The 17,488-nt window shown below is 72.5% G+C and carries 16 protein-coding genes; all 16 read right to left on the bottom strand.

Translation table 11 applies throughout. The features are described from left to right. Positions 1 to 22: 22 nt before the first annotated feature. The 16 genes from ACYVNR_RS18055 to pyrR all read right to left on the bottom strand — a co-directional run bounded on the left by ACYVNR_RS18055 (position 23) and on the right by pyrR (position 17,426). Positions 23 to 2,056 (bottom strand): primosomal protein N', encoded by a 2,034-nt coding sequence (locus ACYVNR_RS18055; protein WP_461049902.1) that lies wholly within the window; start codon positions 2,054 to 2,056, stop codon positions 23 to 25. Between the two features lie 16 nt (positions 2,057 to 2,072). Next, positions 2,073 to 3,296, bottom strand: coding sequence for a methionine adenosyltransferase (gene metK, locus ACYVNR_RS18050; protein WP_045192275.1), 1,224 nt, complete (start codon positions 3,294 to 3,296; stop codon positions 2,073 to 2,075). A 79-nt stretch (positions 3,297 to 3,375) separates the two neighbouring features. Further along, positions 3,376 to 4,623, bottom strand: coding sequence for a bifunctional phosphopantothenoylcysteine decarboxylase/phosphopantothenate--cysteine ligase CoaBC (gene coaBC / locus ACYVNR_RS18045; RefSeq protein ID WP_461049900.1), 1,248 nt, complete (start codon positions 4,621 to 4,623; stop codon positions 3,376 to 3,378). A gap of 28 nt (positions 4,624 to 4,651) precedes the next feature. Next, positions 4,652 to 4,915: a DNA-directed RNA polymerase subunit omega gene (gene rpoZ, locus ACYVNR_RS18040; RefSeq protein ID WP_045192274.1), complete on the bottom strand. Its 264-nt coding sequence runs from the start codon at positions 4,913 to 4,915 to the stop codon at positions 4,652 to 4,654. Between the two features lie 99 nt (positions 4,916 to 5,014). Next, positions 5,015 to 5,653 carry a guanylate kinase gene (gene gmk, locus ACYVNR_RS18035; RefSeq protein ID WP_082081052.1) on the bottom strand — a complete coding sequence of 213 codons (639 nt, stop codon included), beginning with the start codon at positions 5,651 to 5,653 and terminating at the stop codon, positions 5,015 to 5,017. Further along, positions 5,653 to 5,970 carry an integration host factor, actinobacterial type gene (gene mihF, locus ACYVNR_RS18030; RefSeq protein WP_045192272.1) on the bottom strand — a complete coding sequence of 106 codons (318 nt, stop codon included), beginning with the start codon at positions 5,968 to 5,970 and terminating at the stop codon, positions 5,653 to 5,655. Before mihF ends, gmk begins: the two co-directional genes overlap by 1 nt. Positions 5,971 to 6,104: 134 nt before the next feature. Next, positions 6,105 to 6,488, bottom strand: coding sequence for a hypothetical protein (locus tag ACYVNR_RS18025; protein WP_461049897.1), 384 nt, complete (start codon positions 6,486 to 6,488; stop codon positions 6,105 to 6,107). A gap of 51 nt (positions 6,489 to 6,539) precedes the next feature. After that, positions 6,540 to 7,001, bottom strand: coding sequence for a hypothetical protein (locus tag ACYVNR_RS18020; RefSeq protein WP_461049895.1), 462 nt, complete (start codon positions 6,999 to 7,001; stop codon positions 6,540 to 6,542). A gap of 48 nt (positions 7,002 to 7,049) precedes the next feature. Beyond that, positions 7,050 to 7,892, bottom strand: coding sequence for an orotidine-5'-phosphate decarboxylase (gene pyrF / locus ACYVNR_RS18015; RefSeq protein ID WP_461049893.1), 843 nt, complete (start codon positions 7,890 to 7,892; stop codon positions 7,050 to 7,052). Between the two features lie 69 nt (positions 7,893 to 7,961). Beyond that, complete coding sequence (locus ACYVNR_RS18010) at positions 7,962 to 8,912, bottom strand: dihydroorotate dehydrogenase (RefSeq protein ID WP_045192266.1); 951 nt, start codon at positions 8,910 to 8,912, stop codon at positions 7,962 to 7,964. Beyond that, positions 8,912 to 9,775 carry a dihydroorotate dehydrogenase electron transfer subunit gene (locus ACYVNR_RS18005; RefSeq protein WP_461049890.1) on the bottom strand — a complete coding sequence of 288 codons (864 nt, stop codon included), beginning with the start codon at positions 9,773 to 9,775 and terminating at the stop codon, positions 8,912 to 8,914. The genes ACYVNR_RS18010 and ACYVNR_RS18005 overlap by 1 nt, the downstream gene beginning before the upstream one ends. A gap of 59 nt (positions 9,776 to 9,834) precedes the next feature. Next, on the bottom strand, positions 9,835 to 13,167 hold the full coding sequence (gene carB / locus ACYVNR_RS18000; RefSeq protein WP_461049888.1) for a carbamoyl-phosphate synthase large subunit: 3,333 nt from the start codon (positions 13,165 to 13,167) through the stop codon (positions 9,835 to 9,837). 2 nt (positions 13,168 to 13,169) lie between these two features. Next, positions 13,170 to 14,495, bottom strand: coding sequence for a glutamine-hydrolyzing carbamoyl-phosphate synthase small subunit (gene carA, locus ACYVNR_RS17995; protein WP_461049886.1), 1,326 nt, complete (start codon positions 14,493 to 14,495; stop codon positions 13,170 to 13,172). Then, the gene (locus ACYVNR_RS17990; protein ID WP_458799649.1) at positions 14,492 to 15,829 is read right to left on the bottom strand and encodes a dihydroorotase; all 1,338 of its coding nucleotides are present in this window, start codon (positions 15,827 to 15,829) and stop codon (positions 14,492 to 14,494) included. Before ACYVNR_RS17990 ends, carA begins: the two co-directional genes overlap by 4 nt. Further along, positions 15,826 to 16,827: an aspartate carbamoyltransferase catalytic subunit gene (locus ACYVNR_RS17985; protein WP_461049883.1), complete on the bottom strand. Its 1,002-nt coding sequence runs from the start codon at positions 16,825 to 16,827 to the stop codon at positions 15,826 to 15,828. Before ACYVNR_RS17985 ends, ACYVNR_RS17990 begins: the two co-directional genes overlap by 4 nt. Continuing rightward, positions 16,824 to 17,426 (bottom strand): bifunctional pyr operon transcriptional regulator/uracil phosphoribosyltransferase PyrR, encoded by a 603-nt coding sequence (gene pyrR, locus ACYVNR_RS17980; protein WP_045192260.1) that lies wholly within the window; start codon positions 17,424 to 17,426, stop codon positions 16,824 to 16,826. The genes ACYVNR_RS17985 and pyrR overlap by 4 nt, the downstream gene beginning before the upstream one ends. Positions 17,427 to 17,488 lie beyond the last annotated feature (62 nt).

Raw genomic sequence — 17,488 nt, 5'->3', positions numbered from 1 at the left:
ACGGCTCATTCCCCGTCGCGGGTCAGAAGGTGTCGAGCGGGTCGACCCGCACCGAGACGACGTCGGCCTCCTTGCGGGCCGAGCGGAAGGCCTTGAGTGCCAGCATCGCCCGGGTGAGAGCCGCCGTGTCGGCGGCAGGCACGCGGACGAGGACGTGGTGGTCGGCCGGCGCCCGCTCGGGCTCACCGTCACCGCTGCCGCGGCGCACCGCCCCGCCGACGAGCGGCACCGGCCCGAGCACCTGCGCGCTGGGTGGCAGGTCGACCTGCTCGAGCGCCTCCTCGAGCGCGCGGCGCCCGCCCGTCAGCTGCGCGACGCGCGCAGCCGGTGGCAGGCCGAGCTCGCGGCGGTCGGCCAGCTCCCGGGCCGCGAGCCAGGCCGGGTCCCACCGCACGAGGGCCTCGACGGCAGGCAGCGCGACGGCCTCGGGCGCCCCGCACAGCACGACGGCCCGGCCCTCGCGGGCGAGCGCCGACGCGGCCATCCACCGCCGGAGCGCCTCGAGGGGTGCGTCGAGCACCGGGAGGTCGAGGCTGGCCCACGCGTCGAGGAGCAGGACGGCCGTGTAGCCGCCCTCGGCGACGGGTTCGGCGCCCGGGGTAGCGATGACGAGGGCGGACTCGCGGCCGACCGCCGAGAGCACCTCGCCCGAGCCCGAGGTGTGCACCGGGAAGCCCGGGAAGGCACGGCCGATCTCCTCGGCCGTGCGCCGGGCGCCGGTGATCGAGGACCGCAGGCGCCGCGACCCGCAGTGCGCGCAGGAGAAGCCGTGGCCCGCGATGGTCAGACCGCACCAGCGGCACGCGGGAGCCGCCTTCGACGCGCCCACGGCGACCGGCCCCTGGCACCGGGTGCACCGCACGGGCGTGCGGCACTCGGCGCAGCTGAGCGACGGCTGGTAGCCACGGCGCGGCACCTGGACGAGGACGGGACCGTCGACGAGCGCGTCCTTGGCCACCCGCCACGCGCGGGACGGGATGTGGGCCCGGGCGGACGGGCCGTCGCGCTCCTCGTCGACCCCCTCGCCCGCGATCGTCACCCGGGGCGCCGTGGAGCGCAGCGTCGGCGCATCGGCGTCGACCGGCACGAGGGCACCGGCCTCGACGTCGACCTGCACGCGCAGGCTGCGGCCGAAGCCACCGGTGAGCAGCGCGGCGCCCGTCGCCGCAGCCCGTAGCGTGAGGACGACTCCGACGTGGTGGTAGGGCGCGCGGGGCTCGGCGAGCAGGTCGTCGCCGTCGTCCCAGCAGGCCACGAGACCGAGGTCGTGCACCGGCGCGAACGCCGCGGCCCGGGTGCCGATGACCACCTTCACGTGCCCGCGGAGCACCTTGAGCCAGGCGGTGTAGCGCGCCTGCGGCCCCTGGTCGGCGGTGAGCCGGACGTGGCGCCCCTTGCCGAGCAGCGCGGTGAGCGCGGCGTCGAGGCGGTCGACGTCGCGGTGGTCCGGCACGACGACCAGCGCGCCGCGCCCTGCCGAGAGCGCGGTCGCCGCAGCCACGGCGAGCGCGGCGGGCCAGTCGGCATCGCCGGAGCGGCCGGGCAGGGCACCCCAGGCCGCGGCGGGGCCCTCGCCGTCCGCGAGCCGTCGCAGCCACGCCGGCCCGGCCGGGTAGGCGGTCCACGCACCTGGCTCGGGCGCCGGCACCGGCTCCTGCGTCGGGCACTCGAGCGCGAGCGCCTTCTCGGCCGTGGCGTGGCGCTTCGGGACGGCCAGGCGCAGCACGTCGCTCAGCGTGCCGGCATACCGGTCGGCCACGGCCCGCGAGAGGGCCAGCACCTCTGGGGTCAGCACCGGCTCGGGGCTGACGACACGGCGCAGCGGCGTGAGCCGCCCGTCGTGCTGGGGCGCAGCACGGCGCTCGACGACGAAGCCGTCGAGCTCGCGCCCCGAGAAGCGCACACGAACACGGGCACCCGGGACGGCGCCCGCGTCGAGCTCGGGCGGCACGGAGTACTCGAAGACGCGGTCGAGGTGGGCGAGCGGGGTCTCCACCACGACAGCAGCGACCGGCCCCAGGGCCGGTCGCTGCGTCGTCTCGTCGTCGTCCCCCACGGGGGCGACCCTAGCCTCAGCCGGAGACGGCGGCCCGCAGGGCCTCCACCCGGTCGGTGCGCTCCCACGTGAAGGGGTTCTCGACACCGTCGGCCTTGGTGCGGCCGAAGTGGCCGTAGGCCGCCGTCGGCCGGTAGATCGGGCGCAGCAGGTCGAGCGCGTCGACGATGGCGGCCGGGCGCAGGTCGAAGACGTCGGCGATGGCCTGCTGGATCTTGTCGACCGGCACGGTCTCGGTGCCGAAGGTCTCGACGTAGAGGCCGACGGGCTGCGCCTTGCCGATGGCGTACGCGACCTGGACCTCGCAGCGACGGGCGAGGCCCGCGGCGACGACGTTCTTCGCGACCCAGCGCATGGCGTACGCGCCGGAGCGGTCGACCTTGCTGGGGTCCTTGCCCGAGAAGGCGCCCCCGCCGTGGCGGGCCATGCCGCCGTAGGTGTCGACGATGATCTTGCGGCCCGTGAGGCCGGCGTCGCCCATGGGGCCGCCGATCTCGAAGCGTCCGGTGGGGTTGATGAGCGCACGGTACGAGCTCACGTCGAGGTCCGTCCCGCTGTCGCGCAGCTCGGCCAGGACGGGGTCGATGACGTGCGCCTTGATGTCGGGCTCGAGCATGCCGTCGAGGGACACGTCCGGTGCGTGCTGGGTGGAGAGCACCACGGTGTCGAGCGAGACCGCCTTGTCGCCCTCGTAGGCGATGGTGACCTGCGTCTTGCCGTCGGGGCGCAGGTAGGCGAGCTCGTCGCTCTTGCGCACCTGCGTCAGGCGCTCGGACAGCCGGTGGGCGAGGTGGATCGGCAGCGGCATGAGCTCCGCGGTGTCGTCGCAGGCGTAGCCGAACATCAGACCCTGGTCGCCGGCGCCCTGCTTGTCGAGCAGGTCGTCGACGTCACCCGTGCGGTGCTCGTGCGCGGTGTCGACGCCCTGGGCGATGTCGGGCGACTGGGCACCGATGGAGATCGAGACCCCGCAGGTGCGCCCGTCGAAGCCCTTCTGCGAGCCGTCGTAGCCGACCTCGAGGATGGTCTCGCGCACGATCTTGGGGATCTCGACGTAGGCCGTCGTCGACACCTCGCCGGCGACGTGCACGAGTCCGGTCGTGACCATCGTCTCGACCGCGACTCGGGCCTGCGGGTCGTCGGTGAGCAGTGCGTCGAGGATCGAGTCGCTGATCTGGTCACAGATCTTGTCGGGGTGACCCTCGGTGACGGACTCGGACGTGAACAGACGTGCTGACACTTGAACTCCCTGGCTCGGGTGCGTGGTGGTTGGAGTCGTGCGCTCGTGGCGCAGCCGCATTGGGGAGAGAGTCTATTGCTCAGCCCAACGACGACGAGACGGCGTCCCAGAGTGCGTCGGCGACGACGTCCTTGGTCGTGGGACCGACGGTCGTCACCTCGTCGCGGCCGCGGCGCAGCAGGTGGACGGTCGTGTCGTCCCTGCCGAACGTCAGGTCGCGGCCGACCTCGTTCACGACCTGCAGGTCGCTGCCCTTGCGGGCGAACTTGGCGCGGGCATGGTCCATGACGGAACCGTCGGCGTCACCCGTCTCGGCCGCGAACGAGACGATGAACGGCCTCTGCCGGCCGCTCTCCGCGCGAGCGGCCACGAGGCCCTTGACGATGTCGGGGTTCTCGACGAGCTCGACGCGCAGGCCGGCACCGGGGTCGGAGGACTTCTTGATCTTGCTGCCGCTGACGGTGGCGGGCCGGAAGTCGGCCGGGGCCGCCGCCATGACCACGACGTCGGCACTGTCGGCAGCCGCCTCGACCGCGCGCTGCAGCTCGAGCGTGGTCTCGACCGGCACCACGTCGATGCCGTCGGGCACCGCGAGCGAGACGTTGGCGGCCACGAGCGTCACCTTGGCGCCACGGTCGGCGGCGGCGCGCGCGATGGCGATGCCCTGCTTGCCGGACGAGCGGTTGCCGAGGTAGCGGACGGGGTCCAGCGGCTCGCGGGTGCCCCCCGCGGAGACGACGACCCGAAGGCCCTCGAGGTCACGGACGGGCTCGTCCGCAGTCCCGGCCGGAGCGGTCGCACGGCCCTCGACGAGGGCGAGGCAGGCGGCATACAGATGCTCGGGCTCGGGCAGGCGCCCGGCGCCGGTGTCCTTGCCGGTCAGCCGACCCACGGCGGGGTCGATGACGTGGGCGCCGCGGGCGCGGAGGGTGGCGACGTTGGCCTGTGTCGCCGGGTGCTCCCACATCTCGGTGTGCATGGCCGGTGCGAAGGCGACGGGACACCGGGCGGTGAGCAGGGTGTTCGTGAGGAGGTCGTCCGCCAGCCCGTGCGCGGCCTTGGCCAGCAGGTCGGCCGTCGCCGGAGCGACGACGACCAGGTCGGCGGACTGGCCGATGCGCACGTGCGGCACCTCGTGCACCGAGGTCCACACCTCGGTGCTGACGGGCTTGCCCGAGAGGGCGGACCACGTCGGCGCCCCCACGAACTGGAGCGCCGCCGCGGTGGGTACCACGGTGACGTCGTGGCCGTTCTCGGTGAACAGCCGCAGCAGGGATGCCGCCTTGTAGGCGGCGATCCCGCCGCTCACACCGAGGACGACACGCATCTGCGGCACCGGCCGGCCCGGGGGGCGCTCAGGCCTCGGTGGGCGTCGAGGTGAGGAGGCCTTCGTTGATCTCGCGCAGGGCGATCGACATCGGCTTCTCGTGGACCTCGGTCTCGACGAGCGGGCCGACGTAGTCGAGCAGGCCCTCCTGCAGCTGCGAGTAGTACGCGTTGATCTGGCGGGCACGCTTCGCGGAGTAGATCACGAGGGCGTACTTCGAGTCGGCGGCGGTCAGGAGGTCGTCGATCGGCGGGTTGGTGATGCCGATGGGAGCTGCCTGGGTACCGGACACAGTGATCTCGTTTCGTTGGTTTCAGCGGTCTCTGGTGCGTGCTGGGACGCGGAGAGGGGCACGGTGGCACCCCGTCACGCGGCACACATCACACGGGACTCACCTCTCGGCGCGTCCCGATCTCATCAATGATACGAGTTCTTCGCTCGCACGACGAACGTCGTCGTTGACGACGACCTCGTCGAACTCGCTCTGGGCGGCCATCTCGGCGGTCGCGGTGGTGAGCCGGCGCTCCCGCTCGGCCTCGTCCTCGGTGCCGCGGCCCACGAGCCGCCGCACCAGCTCGTCCCAGCTCGGGGGCGCGAGGAACACGAAGAGCGCGTCGGGCCACGTCTCGCGCACCTGCCGCGCGCCCTGCAGGTCGATCTCGAGGAGGGCGTCGCGCCCCTCCCGGATGACGCGCTCGACGGGGCCGCGCGGCGTGCCGTACTTCGCCGCGCCGTGCACGACGGCGTGCTCGAGGAACTGTCCGGCCTCGACGAGGCGGTCGAACTCCTGGTCGTCCACGAAGTGGTAGTGCACGCCGTCGACCTCACCCGGCCGCGGACGGCGCGTCGTCATCGACACCGAGAACCACACGCCGGGGAAGTGCGTGCGCACGTAGGCCGCGATGGTGCCCTTACCGACCGCCGTCGGGCCGGCCAGCACCGTGAGCCGGCCTCGCGGGCTCTCCGCTGCCGCGGCGCCGTCGGGTGCGTCGTGCTGGGTGGGTGAGGCCGGCGTCGGGTCAGCCGACATCACGGCTTCTCGAAGCGGCGCAGCAGCGCAGCGACCTGGTTGGCGCCGAGGCCGCGCACGCGGCGCGACTCGGCGATGCCCACCTCGGCCATGATGGCCCGGGCGCGCACGCGTCCGACACCGGGCATGGACTCGAGCAGCTCGGTGACCTTCATCTTGCCGATGACCGCGTCGGTCCTGCCGTCCTCGAGGACCTCGGCGAGCGAGCCGCTGGAGTACTTGAGCCGGTTCTTCACCGCGGCCCGCTCCCGTCGTGCGGCTGCAGCCTTCTCGAGTGCTGCGGCCCGTTGCTCGGGGGTGAGCGGTGGTAGCGCCACGGTCTTCGGTCTCCTCGCTGCCTGCGGGGATGCCCTCGCGCCCCCGCCGTTCGTCACGTCTCACGTGTTGTCTCCGCCGAACCTAGCGATCCGCCGGTGCGCGCCGCAACGCGGGTGCGGGACCACCCGCCTGGCTAGCTGCCGAGATCGACCCCGCACGTCTCGTGGGCGTGGGTCTCGATGCGCTTGGCGGAGCTCTGGAAACCCTTCAGCTGCGCCGTCAGGGCCCCGAGGTCGGGGTTGGCGACGGTGAACTTCGCGAAGAGGGTGTGGAGCGCCTTCCAGTCCGCGCGCACCTCGTCGGGCGCCTGCTGCTCGATGCGTGTCACGGTGCGCAGGAAGCGGGAGGCGGACGCGGGGTCGGCGAGCGACGCGCCGGCGTCCTTCCACTCGGCCTCGGCCGAGACCAGCGCGTCGCAGTACGGCTGCTCCGGCGCCGGTGAGCACGACCCCAGGACGGCCGTCGACAGCAGGAGCGCAGCCGCGATGCACCGCGCGGGGCTGCCGGTCGTTCGCATGGCCACACCGTAGGCGGTGTCAGGCGCCCCGCGCCGGGCGGTCCGTTCCCGTCAGGACATGTCGATGTTGCAGGTCGCCTTCGCGTGGCTCGCGATCTTGGTGCTGGCGGCCTGCATCTTCTCCATCGCCCCCGCCATCGCGCTCGTGTTGCCGGCGGCCGCCGTCTTCACGAACTCGACGAAGTCGCCCCACGACGACTTCACCTCTGCCGGTGCCGCCGCCCGGATCTTCTCGAGGACGCCGAGACCCTGCTCGAGCGCCGCCTTGTCGGTGACCTTCGCCGACATCGACTCCAGCTCCTTCTGTCCCGACTTGAGGGCGTCGCAGTAGCCCTGCGCGCCGGCGTCGGCGGCGGCCGTGGCGCTCGAGGAGCCGGCCGCGGCCGAGCTCGACGAGGAGCCGCCGGTCGTGGCGGGAGGCGTGGTGCCGGAGCCACAGGCCGCGGCCAACGGGATCACCGCCGCAGCGGCCGACGTGGCGAGGATTCGGCGAACGGACGTGGTGTGAGTCATGCACCGTGACATACCCGAGGCCCGGGGGCCGGCGACGCCCGGTGGTCGTCAACCACGCAGCGAGTCGGCCACCTGGGTCGTCCTTGCCACGAGGTGGCGCGGTTCGGGACCGGCGCCGAGGATCTCGCGGCTCGAGGCGGCGAGCACCTGGGTGCGCGCGGCCCCGAACGTCGAGCCCAGCGACCCGACGGTGCCGCCCTGGGCGCCGAAGCCCGGCGCCAGCACGGGTGTCGCGGCGCCCACGAGGTCGAGGTCGAGGTCCTGCACAGCGGTACCGACCGTGGCCCCGATGACGAGACCGATGCTTCCCAGCTCGCCACGGTCGCGCGCCGGCGCGTTGTCACGCGCGGCCCCGCGCACGATCGAGGCCGCCACGGACTCCCCGTCGCGGACCGCGTGCTGCACGCTGGCCCCTTCAGGGTTCGAGGTGAGCGCGAGCACGAAGAGGCCCCGGCCGGTGCGCTCGGCGAGGTCGATCGCCGGGCGCAGCGACTCGTAGCCGAGGTACGGGCTGACGGTGAGGGCGTCGGGGGGCGCCACCGCGTCGTCGCCGAGGTAGGCCTCCGCGTATGCCGTCATCGTCGACCCGATGTCGCCGCGCTTGGCGTCGAGGATCGTCAGCGTGCCGGCCTCGCGCAGCTCGGAGAGCACCCGCTCGAGCACCGCGACGCCGCGGCTGCCGAACACCTCGAAGAAGGCCGACTGGGGCTTCACGGCGGCGACCCGCCCGGCGAACGCCTCGACGCACGTCAGGGCGAACCGCTCGAGGCCGCTCACGTCGTAGGACAGGCCCCACGACTCCACGAGGCCGCGGTGCGGGTCGATCCCCGCGCACAGGGGTCCGTGGGTTCGCATGGCGAGCTGCAGGCGCGCTCCGAAGGGCTGCGTCATGGTCGTGGGTCTCCGCTCGGCGGTCGGGAGGGGCAGGGGTGGGAGGGTTGGAGGGAAGGGCGGCGGCCGTCAGCGACCGTGGGCGACCGCCACGGCGTCGGTGAAGTGGTCGTAGCCCTTGGCCTCGAGCAGCTCGCACAGCTCGCGCAGCACCCGGACGGGGGCCGACGGGTCGTTGAAGACCACGGTGCCGACCTGGATGGCGCTCGCGCCGGCGGCGACCATCTCGAGCGCGTCACGTCCGGTGCGCACTCCCCCGACGCCGATGATCGGCACGGTCGGGATGCGGCCCTCGAACATCGCCTGACGCACCTGCCAGATCGCGCGCACGGCGACGGGCCTGATGCCGGGACCCGAGAGCCCGCCGGTGACGCCGCCGAGCTGCGGACGCATCCGGTCGGTGTCGATGACCATGCCCAGCAGGGTGTTGATCATCGTCAGACCGTCGGCGCCGGCCTTGACGCAGGCGGCTGCGATCGCGGTGATGTCGGTGACGTCGGGGCTCAGCTTGGCGAACACGGGGACGTCACGCGGCAGCTGCTCGCGCACCAGGGCGATGACCTTGGCCGACGCCATCGGGTCGCACGCGAAGACGAGCCCGCGGTTGGCGACGTTGGGGCACGAGATGTTGACCTCGACACCGACGACGGCGTCGAACGCCCTGCTGGCGCGGAGCGTCGCGGCCACGTGGGCGTACTCGGTGCTCGAGCTGCCCGCGATCGACGGCAGCACCCGGGCGCCGACGGACTGCAGCCACGGCAGGTCCTCGTCGACGAACGCCTCGATGCCCGGCCCCTGCAGGCCGATCGAGTTGAGCATGCCCGAGGGCGTCTCGGCCATGCGCGGGGTGCCGCGCCCCGAACGGGGGTCGGCCATGACCGACTTGGTGACGAAGGCGCCGAGGTCCGACACGTCGAAGAAGCGGTGCAGCTCCTTGCCGTTCGCGGCGCAGCCCGACGCGGTCATGAGGGGGTTCGGCAGGCGGTGGCCGCCGCCGAGGTCCACGGAGAGGTCGACCATCAGTGCCCACCCACCTTCGGCGCGCCGACGGCATCGTCGGGCACCCTTGCGTGCCCCCCGTCGAAGGCGTCCCAACGGACGCGGTCTCCCCGGAACACGGGGCCCTCGACACACGAGCGCACCATGCGCGTACGCCCGTCGGAGCCCACCACGGGCATGACGCACGTCATGCACACGCCGATGCCGCAGGCCATCGACTCCTCGACGGCCACCTGCGCGACTGCGCCGTGGTTGTCGGCGACCCGGGTGATCGACTCGAGCATGCCCATGGGGCCGCAGCCGTAGACGACGCCGGCCTTCGTGCGGTCGATGATGTCGGGCAGCACGTCGCTGACCCAGCCCTGCTGGCCGACCGAGCCGTCGTCGGTCGTGACGGTGACGCCGTCGCAGCTGCGCCGTGCCTCGACGACGCCGAAGAGGCGGTCCTCGCTCGCGGCGCCGAGCACCATCTCGACGTGGCAGCCGCGCTCGCGCAGCTCGCCGGCGAGCCAGAAGAGCGGGGCGCTGCCGTAGCCGCCGCCGACGAGGACGCAGGCGACCGGGTCGGTGGGGAGCGGGAACGCCTTGCCGAGCGGACCGACGACGTCGATGGTGTCGTGCGGCGCGCGGTCGACGATCCAGCGTGTGCCCGCCCCGACCGCCGAGACGACGATCTCGACGGTGCCGCCGTAGGTGCCGCTCGGGCTGACCTTGTGGATCGAGAACGAGCGCCGCAGCAGCGTGCCGGAGGACTCGCCACCGACGGCGAGCGCCACGAACTGGCCGGGGCGCGCCAGCTCGGCGACCCCCGGAGCGACGAGCGTGACGTGCTGGTAGGCGCCGACGCGGCGGGTCGCGATGACCTCGGCGACCTCCTGGGTCACACGGGCACGCAGTCCGCGCTCGGTCACAGGGCCGGTCACAGGGCCCGTCACAGGGCCTGTCACGCGGTGGCCCCCGTCCCGACGAGGGCGTCCTTCCGCCCGTAGAGGTCGAGGTCGCGCGCGTGGTCCTGGAGCGACTTCACCCGGATCTCCTCGGTGAGGCCGGCCTCGATGCCGAGGACGGCCGCCGCCAGCGTGGCGATCGTCGTGATGATCGGCTTGTCGGCGCTCGTCGTGGCCGCGCGGATGGCGTAGCCGTCGGCGCGAGCGTCCTGGCCGCTCGGGGTGTTGACGACCATCTGGACCGTCCCGTCGAGGATGAGGTCGACGATCGACTTCTCCCCCGGCGCGTCGCCGTCGCGCTCGGTGATCTTGCGGACCACCGTGGCCTCGATGCCGTTGCGCTTCAGCACGGCCGCCGTGCCGCTCGTGGCGAGGATCGTGAAGCCGAGGTCGACGAGGCGCTTGACCGGGAAGAGCATCGCGCGCTTGTCACGGTTGGCGACCGACACGAAGATCGCGCCCGAGCGCGGCAGCGCCGAGCCACCGCCCTGCTGGGCCTTGGAGAAGGCCGAGCCGAAGTCGACGTCGATGCCCATGACCTCGCCCGTCGAGCGCATCTCGGGCCCGAGGAGCGAGTCGACCGCGACGCCCTCCTTCGTGCGGAAGCGCTTGAAGGGAAGCACCGCCTCCTTGCACGACACCGGGGCGTGCGCCGGCATGGCGCCACCGTCGCCGGAAGGGGGCAGCATGCCCTCCTCGCGCAGCTCCTTGACCGTCGCGCCGAGCATGACCCTGGCGGCGGCGCTGGCGAGCGGCACGCCCGTCGCCTTCGCGACGAACGGCACCGTGCGCGACGCGCGCGGGTTGGCCTCGATGACGTAGAGGATGTCCTGGGCCAGCGCGAACTGGACGTTCATGAGGCCGCGGACGCCGATGCCCTCGGCGAGCTTGCGGGTCGCGACCCGCACCCGCTCGAGCTCGCCGTCGCCGAGCGTCGCCGGCGGCAGCGTGCACGAGCTGTCGCCGGAGTGGATGCCGGCCTCCTCGACGTGCTCCATGATGCCGCCGAGGTACATCTCCTCGCCGTCGAACAGCGCGTCGACGTCGATCTCGATGGCGTCGTCGAGGAAGCGGTCGATGAGGATCGGGTGGTCCGGACTCGCCTCGGTGGCCTTCTCGACGTACGTGACGAGGGAGTCGTCGTCGTAGACGATGACCATGCCGCGCCCGCCGAGCACGTACGACGGGCGCACGAGCACCGGGTAGCCGATCTCGCGGGCGACCGCCAGGGCCTCGTCGGCGCTGAAGGCCGTGCCGTGCTTGGGGGCGATCAGCCCCGCCTTGGCGAGCACCTGCCCGAAGGCGCCGCGGTCCTCGGCGAGGTGGATGGCGCCCGGCGAGGTGCCGACGATGGGCACGCCCTCGTCCTCCAGCGCCTGTGCCAGGCCGAGCGGGGTCTGGCCGCCGAGCTGCACGATGACACCGGCGATCGGGCCGGCCTGACTCTCGGCGTGGATGACCTCGAGCACGTCCTCGAGCGTCAGCGGCTCGAAGAAGAGGCGGCTGCTCGTGTCGTAGTCGGTGGACACCGTCTCGGGGTTGCAGTTGACCATGACCGTGTCGAATCCCTTGTCGCGCAAGGAGAACGACGCGTGCACGCAGGAGTAGTCGAACTCGACGCCCTGCCCGATGCGGTTGGGCCCGGAGCCGAGGATGATGACGGCGGGCCGCTCTCGCGGCGCCACCTCGGTCTCCTCGTCGTACGAGCTGTAGTGGTAGGGCGTCGCGGCCGCGAACTCGGCCGCGCACGTGTCGACGGTCTTGTAGACCGGGCGCACCCCGAGCGCGTGGCGCACGCCGCGGACCACGGCCTGCGGCATACGCCGAATGCTCGCGATCTGCGCGTCGCTGAAACCGTGGCGCTTGACGAGCCGCAGCAGCTCGGGCGTCAGCTGGTCGGCCTCGGCGAGCATCGCCGCGACGTCGTTGACGAGCGCGATCTGGTCGAGGAACCACGGGTCGATACCGGTGGCCTCGTGGACCTCCTCGACGGTGCAGCCGCCTCGAAGGGCCTGCTGCACCAACACGATCCGGCCGTCGGTGGGGGTCTTGGCCTCCTCGAGCGCGCGCTCGGCGGCAACCTTCGTCAGCTCGCCGTCCCAGTGGAAGCTCGCGCCCTTCTTCTCGAGCGAGCGCAGAGCCTTCTGCAGGGCCTCGGTGAAGTTGCGGCCGATGGCCATGGCCTCGCCGACCGACTTCATCGTCGTCGTCAGCGTCGGGTCGGCGGCCGGGAACTTCTCGAAGGCGAAGCGCGGCACCTTCACGACGACGTAGTCCAGCGACGGCTCGAAGCTCGCCGGCGTCTCACGGGTGATGTCGTTCGGCACCTCGTCGAGCGTGTAGCCGATCGCCATCTTCGCGGCGATCTTCGCGATCGGGAAGCCGGTGGCCTTGGAGGCCAGGGCGCTCGAGCGGGAGACGCGCGGATTCATCTCGATGACGATGATGCGGCCGTCGCGCGGGTTGACGGCGAACTGGATGTTGCAGCCGCCGGTGTCGACGCCGACCTCACGGATGACGGCGATCCCGATGTCCCGCAGCCGCTGGTACTCACGGTCGGTGAGCGTCAGCGCCGGTGCGACGGTGATCGAGTCGCCGGTGTGCACGCCCATGGGGTCGAGGTTCTCGATGGAGCAGACGACGACGACGTTGTCGGCGTGGTCGCGCATGACCTCGAGCTCGTACTCCTTCCAGCCGAGGATCGACTCCTCGAGGAGCACCTCGGTCGTCGGGGAGTACTGCAGCCCCTGACCGCCGATGCGGCGCAGGTCGGCCTCGTCGTAGGCGAAGCCGGATCCGAGCCCGCCCATCGTGAACGACGGGCGCACGACGACGGGGTAGCTGAGCTCCTCGGCGGCGGCGAGCAGCTCGTCCATCGAGTGGCAGATGATCGAGCGGGCCGACTCGGCGCCGCAGCGCTCGACGACGCCCTTGAAGGCTTCGCGGTCCTCGCCGAGCTCGATGGCGTCGACGTTGGCGCCGATGAGCGGGCAGCCGTACTTCTCGAGGACGCCGTTCTCGTGCAGGGCGATCGCGCAGTTCAGGGCGGTCTGGCCACCGAGCGTCGCGAGCACGGCGTCGGGGCGCTCCTTGGCGATGATCGCCTCGACGACCTCGGGCGTGATCGGCTCGACGTAGGTGGCGTCGGCGAACTCGGGGTCGGTCATGATCGTCGCCGGGTTGCTGTTGACGAGGATGACGCGGATGCCCTCCTCGCGCAGCACGCGGCAGGCCTGGGTGCCCGAGTAGTCGAACTCGCACGCCTGGCCGATGACGATCGGCCCCGACCCGATGACGAGGACGCTCTTGATGTCGCTTCTCTTCGGCATGCTCAATTGCTCCCGCTCTGCTCGTGGCTCGCTTCGCTCGCGCGTCCGGCGCTCTGGTGCGTAGCGCCTTCCCTCCTCGGCTCGCTCGCTTCGCTCGCATCGCTCGTCAGTCCAGGCGCTACGCGCGCCGGACTGGTCTGGTGGGTGGTCTGTCTGGTGGTCATGAGCTCCACGAAGCGGTCGAAGAGGTAGGCGGCGTCGTGGGGACCCGCTGCTGCCTCGGGGTGGTACTGGACGGAGTACGCGGGCCGGTCGAGGCACTCGAGGCCCTCGACGACGTCGTCGTTGAGGCACACGTGCGAGACGCGCACCCGGCCGTATGCCGTGTCGCTGTCCTCGTCGAGGGGCGCGTCGACGGCGAAGCCGTGGTTGTGGGCCGTGACCTCGACCTTGCCGGTCGTGCGGTCCATGACCGGCTGGTTGATGCCGCGGTGGCCGTACTTCAGCTTGTAGGTGCCGAAGCCGAGGGCCCGGCCGAGCAGCTGGTTGCCGAAGCAGATGCCGAAGAACGGCAGGCCGCGGTCGAGCACCTGGCGCAGCAGCGTCACCTCGTGCTCGGCGCTCGCCGGGTCACCGGGGCCGTTGGAGAAGAACACGCCGTCGGGGCCGGACTCCCCCACCGCGAGCACGTCGTCGATCGTGGCGGCGGCAGGCAGGACGTGCACCTCGATACCGCGCTGCGCCATGAGCTGCGGCGTCATCGCCTTGATGCCGAGGTCGATGGCCGCGACGGTGAAGCGCTTCTCGCCGACGGCCGGGACGGCATACGGCTCGGCGGTGGTGACCTCGGCGGCGAGGGCCGCGCCCGCCATCTGCGGACTCGTGCGGACGGCGTCGAGCAGCTCGTCGTCGCCCCGTTCGGCGGCGTCGCCGCTGAAGATGCCCACGCGCATGGCGCCGCGCTCGCGCAGGTGGCGGGTCAGCGCGCGCGTGTCGATGTCGCAGATGCCGACGACGCCCTGGTCGGCGAGCTCGTCCTCGAGGTCGCGGGTGGCGCGCCAGTTCGACGAGCGGATCGCGGGGTCGCGCACGACATAGCCGGCGGCCCAGATGCGGGTGCTCTCGTCGTCCTCGGTGTTGACGCCCGTGTTGCCGACGTGCGGCGCCGTCATGACGATGACCTGGCGGTGGTAGCTGGGGTCGGTGAGGGTCTCCTGGTAGCCGGTCATGCCGGTGGAGAAGACCGCCTCGCCGACCGTCTGGCCGAGCGCTCCGTAGGAGGCGCCGCGGAAGGTGCGGCCGTCCTCGAGCACGAGGGTCGCCGCCACGCGGGTGCGGCCCGGGTGCCCGTCGCGGGTGGGTACGGTCAGCGGTGTCTGGGTCGTCACAGGTCTGCCCCTGAGGTCGTCGCGTTCGTCAGTTCTCGTCGGGTGCCCGCCCCGTTGCGGGCGTCGTGGGTGACGCGCCCTGCGTAGACCGTCGCCTCGACGGCTCCGCGCAGCGTGCGCCCGTGCCACGGGTTGTTGCGCGAGCGGCTGCGGCTCGCGGCGGCGTCGACCGTGACCTCGCGGTCGGGGTCGACGAGGGTGATGTGGGCGGGGGCGCCGACGGCGAGTCCCCTTCCCTGGTGGGCCAGCCCGCCGATGCGGGCCGGAGTGGTGGACATGACCCGGGCGACGTCGGCCCAGTCGAGCAGACCGCCGTGGACCATCACGTCGCTGACCACCGAGAGCGCCGTCTCGAGCCCGAGCATGCCGAACGCCGCGTCGACGAAGGCGTGCTCCTTGTCGTGGCGGGCGTGCGGTGCGTGGTCGGTGGCGACCGCGTCGATCGTGCCGTCGGCCAGGGCTGCTCGCAGCGCCTCGACGTCCTCGGTCGGCCGCAGCGGCGGGTTGACCTTGTAGACGGGGTCGTAGCCGACCAGCAGGTCGGTGGTGAGTGCGAGGTGGTGCGGCGTCACCTCGGCGGTGACGTCGATGCCCTGCGCCTTGGCCCAGCGGATCACCTCGACGGTGCCGGCCGTGGAGACGTGTGCGACGTGGACGCGCGAGCCGGTGTGGCGGGCGAGCATGACGTCGCGGGCGACCACGGACTCCTCGGCGATGCCGGGCCAGCCGGGCAGCCCGAGGCGGCCGGAGACCTCGCCCTCGTGGCAGCAGGCCTCGCGGCCGGCGAGGCGCGGGTCCTGCGCGTGCTGGCTGATGACGCCACCGAAGGGCTTGATGTACTCGAGCGCCCGCCGCATGATGCGTGCGTCGTGGACGCAGTGTCCGTCGTCGCTGAAGACCCGGACCTTGGCGCGCGACCGGGCCATGAGGCCGAGCTCGGCGAGCTCGGCCCCCTCCAGACCCTTCGTCACGGCGCCGACCGGCACGACCTCGGTGAGGCCGCAGGCGCGCCCGAGGTCGAGCACGCGCTCGGCCGCTTCGGCCGTGTCGGTGACGGGGTTGGTGTTGGCCATCGCGAAGACGGCCGTGAAGCCGCCGGCTGCGGCGGCCGCCGACCCGGTGGCGATCGTCTCGGCGTCCTCGCGACCGGGCTCGCGCAGGTGCACGTGCAGGTCGACGAGACCTGGCAGCGCGACGAGGCCGTCGGCGTCGAGCACCTCGGCGTCGGACGGGGCCGAGACCGAGCCGACCTCCGTGACGACGCCGTCCTCGACGAGCAGGTCGGCGGCGTCGGCACCGAGCAGGCGGGCGCCGCGGATCACGAGGCGGCTCATCGGGCGGCTCCTTCGGTCACGGGGGAGGCGGCGACGGGGGCAGGCGTGTCGTCGCCGGCCAGCAGGTGGTAGAGCACGGCCATCCGCACGGCGACGCCGGCGGAGACCTGGTCGAGCACGACGGACTGCGGCGAGTCGGCCGCCTCGGGGGCGATCTCGAGGCCACGGTTCATCGGGCCCGGGTGGAGCACGAGCACGCCGTCGTTGCGGGCGACGACCCGGTCGAGCCGGTCGCGTGTGAGGCCGTAGCCGACGGTGTACTCGCGGGGCGTCGGGAAGAACCCGCCGCTCATCCGCTCACGCTGGACGCGCAGCATCATGACCGCGTCGACCGGGCCGTGCTCGCCCTCGCCGTCGAGCACCGGGTCGAGGTCCCAGCTCGTGGCGAAGCCGTCCGCCGTGCTCCACGCGCCGATGCCGCTCGGCATCAGCGTGGGCGGGGCGACGACGGTGACCTTGGCCCCGAGCGTCTTCAGCGTGATGACGTTGCTGCGGAAGACGCGCGAGTGGGTGAGGTCGCCCACGATGACGACGTGCTTGCCGTCGAGGTCGCCGAGCCGCGTGCGCAGGGTGTACGCGTCGAGCAGCGCCTGCGTGGGGTGCTCGTGGGTGCCGTCCCCGGCGTTGATGACGCTGCAGCGCACCCACTGGGCCACCTGCTGGCAGGCGCCGGAGGCGTTGTGCCGGATCACCAGGGCGTCGACGGCCATGGCGTCGACCGTCATCGCGGTGTCGCGCAGGCTCTCGCCCTTGCTCGTCGACGAGCCCTTGGCCGAGAGGTTGATGGTGTCGGCCGACATCCACTTGCCCGCGATCTCGAACGAGCTGCGGGTGCGGGTCGAGTCCTCGAAGAAGAAGTTGATGACGGTGCGGCCGCGCAGGGTCGGCACCTTCTTGACCTCGCGGCGCTGGAGGTCGTGCATCGACGCGGCGGTCTCGAGGATGTCCTCGACCTCCGCACGGCTGAGGTCGGCCGACGAGATGAGGTGCCTGGTCATCGGGCCTCGCCCCCGCTGATGCGCACGACGTCGAGCCCGTCCAGCTCGGCGACGCGCACGTGCACCCGCTCCTCGCGCGACGTCGGCAGGTTCTTGCCGACGTGGTCGGCGCGGATCGGCAGCTCGCGGTGGCCGCGGTCGACGAGCACCGCCAGCCGCACGGCACGCGGTCGCCCCAGCTCGGAGAGCGCGTCGAGGGCGGCCCGGATCGTGCGCCCCGAGTAGAGCACGTCGTCGACGAGGACGACGACCTTGTCGTCGATGCCACCGTCGGGGATGCGCGAGCGGTGGGCGGTGCGCACGGGGTTGCGGCGCAGGTCGTCGCGGTGGAGCGTGATGTCGAGCTCGCCGACCGGGACGGGACGGCCCTCGACCTGCTCGATGCCGGCCGCGAGGCGGCGGGCGAGCGGGACGCCGCGCGAGGGGATCCCGAGGAGGACGAGCCCCTCGCTCCCCTTGTTGCGCTCGAGGATCTCGTGCCCGATGCGCCGCAGCGCCCGGGAGACGTCTCCTTCGGTCATCACGTCGCGAGCGTCGTCGGGGATGCTCGAGCGATCGGTCGATGACTGGGCAGATGCACTCAGGTCAGGGCAGGTCACAGCCGCTGGACCTCCTTCCCCGCCTCACAGGACGGTGGTTAAAGGATGTCGTCGCCGTGGAG

The organism is Terrabacter koreensis, from assembly GCF_054783315.1.
Note: the sequence above shows the minus strand (reverse complement) of the source record. Positions and strands in the feature narration are given on the sequence as shown.

What these genes read in the sequence shown, in the direction of transcription:
- coaBC (WP_461049900.1), bottom strand. Translation starts at nt 4,623, where the DNA reads ATGCGTGTCGTCCTCGGTGTGAGCGGCGGGATCGCCGCCTACAAGGCG.
- gmk (WP_082081052.1), bottom strand. Translation starts at nt 5,653, where the DNA reads ATGTCGGCTGACCCGACGCCGGCCTCACCCACCCAGCACGACGCACCC.
- ACYVNR_RS18025 (WP_461049897.1), bottom strand. Translation starts at nt 6,488, where the DNA reads ATGCGAACGACCGGCAGCCCCGCGCGGTGCATCGCGGCTGCGCTCCTG.
- ACYVNR_RS18020 (WP_461049895.1), bottom strand. Translation starts at nt 7,001, where the DNA reads ATGACTCACACCACGTCCGTTCGCCGAATCCTCGCCACGTCGGCCGCT.
- pyrF (WP_461049893.1), bottom strand. Translation starts at nt 7,892, where the DNA reads ATGACGCAGCCCTTCGGAGCGCGCCTGCAGCTCGCCATGCGAACCCAC.
- ACYVNR_RS18010 (WP_045192266.1), bottom strand. Translation starts at nt 8,912, where the DNA reads ATGGTCGACCTCTCCGTGGACCTCGGCGGCGGCCACCGCCTGCCGAAC.
- carB (WP_461049888.1), bottom strand. Translation starts at nt 13,167, where the DNA reads ATGCCGAAGAGAAGCGACATCAAGAGCGTCCTCGTCATCGGGTCGGGG.
- ACYVNR_RS17990 (WP_458799649.1), bottom strand. Translation starts at nt 15,829, where the DNA reads ATGAGCCGCCTCGTGATCCGCGGCGCCCGCCTGCTCGGTGCCGACGCC.
- ACYVNR_RS17985 (WP_461049883.1), bottom strand. Translation starts at nt 16,827, where the DNA reads ATGACCAGGCACCTCATCTCGTCGGCCGACCTCAGCCGTGCGGAGGTC.